The organism is Micromonospora maritima (genome assembly GCF_902825405.1).
Classification (GTDB): Bacteria; Actinomycetota; Actinomycetes; order Mycobacteriales; family Micromonosporaceae; genus Micromonospora; species Micromonospora maritima.
Window position 1 is genome coordinate 1 of the sequence record NZ_CADEAU010000416.1, and the last position, 4,723, is coordinate 4,723.

Consider the following 4,723-nt stretch of genomic DNA (forward strand, 5'->3'; position numbering starts at 1 on the left):
GGCCGGGTCGGGGTCGTCGGCGAGCCAGCTCTCGGCTCGCGCGCGAAGGTCGTCAAGGTCAGTGGTGTCCGCCGCCATGGCCTCTTGATAGCACGGCGGAGAGCTGCCACTTCCGGGACCTGGCGGCGGAGTTCGCGGCGGTGGGCGCGTCCCGGGTCGGGATCAGCCGGGACCCGGTGGACAGGCAGGCGGAGTTCTCCCGCCGGCACGGGTTCGACTATCCGTTGCTGTCGGACGTCGACGGCGCGGTGGCGGAGGCGTTCGGGGTGCGGCGTCGGCTGCCGCTGGGCGCGTTGAGCACCCGGCGGATGACGTTCGTGATCGGGCCCGACCGGCGGGTGCTGGCGGTGGTGCACAGCGAGTTGAGCATGAACGAGCACGCCGACGCGGCGTTGCGGGCGCTCGGGGGCTGATCCCCGCGCTGTCGCAGTGGGCTGGTATCAAGGCTGCAGTCAAACAGGTGTACGGAAGAGGGCGTGATGGCGGGCCAGGGTTTGTCCACTGACGAGGTGCAGCAGTTCCGGGAGGCGTTGGCGGCGGGCCGTAAGCCGCGGGTGGTGTTCACCGCGGCGGCCGGGCAGATGGCCGGGCAGCTGGGGCAGGTGGTGGCGCTGACCGACCCGGCGGAGTCGGAGGAGTTCGTGGTGGTGCGGTTCGGCCGCGACGAGCTGCCCTTCTCCCCCGCCGACGTGGCGGTCGCGCCGAAGGGGGCCGGGCGGCGGCCGGCCGCCGAGGCGAAGCCGGAGCCGCAGGCGCCGCAGCCGCCGGCCGCGCCGGAGCCGGAGTTCGTGTTGGACACGCCGCGGGTGCCGGCGCCGCGTCGGGAGGAGCCGAAGGTGGAGCAGCAGCAGGCGGAGCCGAGGCCGGCGAAGCGGGCGGTGAAGGCGGCGAAGCCGAAGGGCCCGGCCGGGTTGACGGTGACGCTCGCCTACGCCGAGGGCGAGTGGACCGTCGCCGCGCAGCAGGGCTCCAAGGCGCTGGCCCGGCCGTACGTGGTGAAGCCGGCCGAGGCGCTGCGGATGGTGGCGCTGGTGGACGTGCCGGGGGTGCAGGAGGCGGTGGAGCAGATCCTGGCCGCGGAGCGGGCCGAGGCCGAGCAGCAGGCGGAGAAGTTGCGCGCCGAGCTGGCCGAGATCGAGGCGCGGCTGGCGGAGCTGCGCGAGGCCCGCTGAGCGGGCCTGGACGCCCCGCGGGGCCGGTGCGACCCCCTCGCACCGGCCCCGCGTCACCCCTGCGCCCGCAGGTCCTCAGTGTTGCGGAATGTTCTGTACCCCGATCCGGCGGCGGAACACCCAGTAGGTCCAACCCTGGTAGGCCAGCACGATCGGGGTGAACACCACCGCCACCCAGGTCATGATCTTCAGGGTGTACGGGGTGGACGCGGCGTTGGTGGCGGTCAGCGTGCCGGCCGCGTCCAGCGTGGAGGGCAGCACGTTGGGGAACAGCGCGGCGAACAGGGTCGCCACGGCCAGGGCGATGGCCACCGCGGTGCCGGTGAACGCCCAGCCCTCCCGGCGTACCCGGGCCGCGGCCAGACCGCCGAGCAGCGCGAGGGCGGCGCCGACGGCGAGCACGACGGCGGCGGCGCTGGAGCGGATGGTCAGCGACCAGCTCAGGAACGCCACGGCGGCCACGGCGGTGCCGACGCCGAGCTTGACCGCGAGGGCGCCGGCGCGCTGGCGGATGTCGCCGGTGGTCTTGAGGGCGAGGAACACCGCGCCGTGGGTGAGGAACAGGCCCAGCGTGGTCAGGCCGCCGAGCAGCGCGTACGGGTGCAGCAGGTCGAGCAGGCCGCCGACGTACTCGTGGTCGGCGTCGAGCGGAACGCCGCGGAAGATGTTGGCGAACGCCACCCCCCACAGCACGGCCGGCACGGCCGAGCCCCAGAAGATGGCCTGGTCCCAGCGGCGCTTCCAGGACGCCTCGGGCCGCTTGTGGCGGTACTCGAAGGCCACGCCGCGGGCGATCAGGGCCAGCAGGATGAGCAGCAGCGGCAGGTAGAAGCCGGAGAACAGGGTGGCGTACCACTCGGGGAACGCGGCGAACATGGCGCCGCCGGCGGTGATCAGCCACACCTCGTTGCCGTCCCAGACCGGGCCGATGGTGTTGATCAGGACGCGGCGTTGCCGGTCGTCGCGGCCGAGCACGGGCAGCAGCATGCCGACGCCGAAGTCGAAGCCTTCGAGGATGAAGTAGCCGGTGAAGAGCACGGCCACGAGGAGAAACCAGACGGTCGTCAGTTCCACGGTGGGCTCCGGGTCAGTAGGCGAACGCGAGCGGGCGCTCGGCGTCGTCGGTGTCGTCGTCGGCGGGTTCCGGGGTGAGGTCCGGTACGCCGGCGCGGGCGTAGCGGACCAGCAGCTTGAACTCGATCACCGCGAGGGTGGCGTAGATGAGGGTGAAGGCGGTGAAGGAGGTGAGGACCTCGGTCAGGGAGACGCTGCGGGACACGCCGTCGCGGGTGAGCATCTCGCCGAAGACGATCCACGGCTGGCGGCCCATCTCGGTGAAGATCCAGCCGAAGGAGTTGGCCAGCAGCGGCAGCACGGGCATGACCAGGCCGGCGCGCAGCAGCCAGCGGCTGGTGGGGGTGCGGCCCTTGCGCTGGCTCCAGAGCACCAGCAGCGCGATCGCGGCGGCGGCCAGACCGAAGCCGATCATGAAGCGGAAGCTCCAGTAGGTGACCGGGATGATCGGGGCGTAGTTGCCGGGGCCGTACTGGCTGGCGTACTGGGCCTGGAGGTCGTTGATGCCCTGCACGGTGCCGTGGGGGTCGCCGGTGCCGAGGAACGACAGCAGGTAGGGGATCTTGAGGGCGAACACCTCGCGGCTGCCGTCGAGGCTGCCGACGGTGAGCACGGAGAACGAGGCGGGGCTCTCGGTGGTGTAGAGGCCCTCGGCGGCGGCCATCTTCATCGGCTGCACCTCGGTCATGATCTTGCCCTGGATGTCGCCGGTGAGGACCACGAGTGCCGAGGAGACCAGGACCACCCAGGAGCCGAACTTCGTGGCGAAGCGGTAGGCGCCGGTGTCGGCGCTGCCGGAGTTGCGCATCACGTGCCACAGCCCGACGGTGACCACGAGGGATCCGGCGACCAGGAACGACCCGGCCAGGGTGTGCGGGAAGGTGACCAGGGCGACCTTGTTGGTGAGCACGGCGAAGAAGTCGGTCAGTTCGGCGCGGCCGCTGTCCGGGTTGATCCGGAAGCCGACCGGGTTCTGCATGAACGAGTTCGCGGCGAGGATGAAGTACGCCGACAGGTTGGTGCCGATGGCGGCGGCCCAGATCGCGGCGAGGTGCAGCCGCTTGGGCAGCCGGTCCCAGCCGAAGATCCACAGGCCGATGAACGTCGACTCCAGGAAGAACGCCACCAGGGCCTCGATGGCCAGCGGCGCGCCGAAGATGTCGCCGACGAAGCGGGAGTAGTCGCTCCAGTTCATGCCGAACTGGAACTCCTGCACGATGCCGGTGACCACGCCCATGGCGAAGTTGATGAGGAACAGCTTGCCGTAGAACTTGGTGAGCTTGAGGTACCGCTCGTTGCCGGTGCGGTGCCACATCGTCTGCAGGACGGCGACGAGCACGGACAGGCCGATGGTCAACGGCACGAACAAGAAGTGGTAGACGGTGGTGACACCGAACTGCCAGCGGGCGACGTCCAACGCGTCCACCTGAAACCCCCAGCTGTGCATACTACGAGACGTAGTAAATACTACTCGGCGTCGTAGAGAAAGCGGCAGGGCCGCACGGCCCGAACGGTCCCGGGACCAATGACCCTGATCACCTGCCGGAGGACCCGTCCCCGGGTCCCGGGACCACCCCCGCGCGTGCGACCATCCAGCACTGATGAACAGCACCCCCTGGCGCGCGCCACTGCTGTGGCGGGGCGCGCAGACGCTCGCCCGCGCCGCCGTCGGGCTGGTCGGCCGGCTGGAGGTCACCGGCGACGTGCCGCAGGCATTGCGGCACGGTCCGCTGATCCTGGCGGCCAACCACATCAGCCCCTTCGACCCGGTGGTGCTCGCCGCCGCCTGCCGGGTCCGGCGGGTCGCCCCCCGCATCATGGCCACCGCCGGGCTGTTCCGGGCCCCGCTGATCGGGACGCTGATGCGCCGTGCCGGGCACATCCGCGTCGACCGGGGCACCGCCGCCGTGCACCGGTCGCTGGAGGTCGCCGCCCACGCGGTGGCCGGCGGCTCGGTGGTGCTGGTCTACCCGGAGGGACGCATCGGCCTCGACCCCGGCATGTGGCCCGAGCGGGGCAAGACCGGCGCGGCGCGGCTCGCGTTCGCCAGCGGCGCCGCCGTCGTCCCGGTCGCCCAGTGGGGCTCGCACGAGGTGCTGCCCTACCGGGCGCCGAAGGGGATGCTGCGCGGCCTGGCCCGGGCCGTGGCCCGCCGGCCGGTGATCCGGGTGCACTTCGGCGCCCCGGTGACGCTGCGCGACCTGCATCCCGCGACACCAGGCGCGGCTCGGCGCGCCACCGACCGGATCATCGACGCGATCACCGCCGACCTCGCGCCGCTGCGCCCGCACGAGCCCGACCTGCCGCGACACGTCGACCCCGGCCGCCCGGTCGACCCCAGCCGCGCGCACCGCCCCCACCGGACCGGCTGAAACCCCCCGCGCGAGCGGCGGCGAGGTGAGACCGTGGCAGGCGTGAACGCACCCGTCGTGCTGGTCACCGGCACGTCCACCGGCATCGGCCTGGAGACCGCCGTC

At 72.2% G+C, this 4,723-nt stretch carries 5 protein-coding genes; 3 read left to right on the plus strand and 2 right to left on the minus strand.

Annotated features, from left to right (window positions below; translation table 11 throughout):
• Together HUW36_RS25940 and HUW36_RS25945 are read left to right on the plus strand one after the other, a co-directional pair.
• The coding region (locus HUW36_RS25940; RefSeq protein ID WP_281357560.1) for a peroxiredoxin at window positions 1–413 on the plus strand (413 nt) is incomplete at its 5' end.
• Window positions 414–479: 66 nt separating this feature from the next.
• The gene (locus HUW36_RS25945; RefSeq protein WP_174530548.1) at window positions 480–1,172 is read left to right on the plus strand and encodes a hypothetical protein; all 693 of its coding nucleotides are present in this window, start codon (window positions 480–482) and stop codon (window positions 1,170–1,172) included.
• 75 nt (window positions 1,173–1,247) lie between these two features.
• Here the strand turns inward: HUW36_RS25945 and cydB are convergent, their stop codons facing one another.
• Window positions 1,248–2,246 (minus strand): cytochrome d ubiquinol oxidase subunit II, encoded by a 999-nt coding sequence (cydB, locus tag HUW36_RS25950; RefSeq protein ID WP_174530549.1) that lies wholly within the window; start codon window positions 2,244–2,246, stop codon window positions 1,248–1,250.
• A gap of 13 nt (window positions 2,247–2,259) precedes the next feature.
• The gene (locus HUW36_RS25955) at window positions 2,260–3,672 is read right to left on the minus strand and encodes a cytochrome ubiquinol oxidase subunit I (RefSeq protein WP_217428880.1); all 1,413 of its coding nucleotides are present in this window, start codon (window positions 3,670–3,672) and stop codon (window positions 2,260–2,262) included.
• A 175-nt stretch (window positions 3,673–3,847) separates the two neighbouring features.
• On the opposite strand from HUW36_RS25955, the gene HUW36_RS25960 reads away from it, so the two are divergent.
• Window positions 3,848–4,618, plus strand: a complete 771-nt coding sequence (locus tag HUW36_RS25960; RefSeq protein WP_174530551.1) for a lysophospholipid acyltransferase family protein — start codon at window positions 3,848–3,850, stop codon at window positions 4,616–4,618.
• Window positions 4,619–4,723 lie beyond the last annotated feature (105 nt).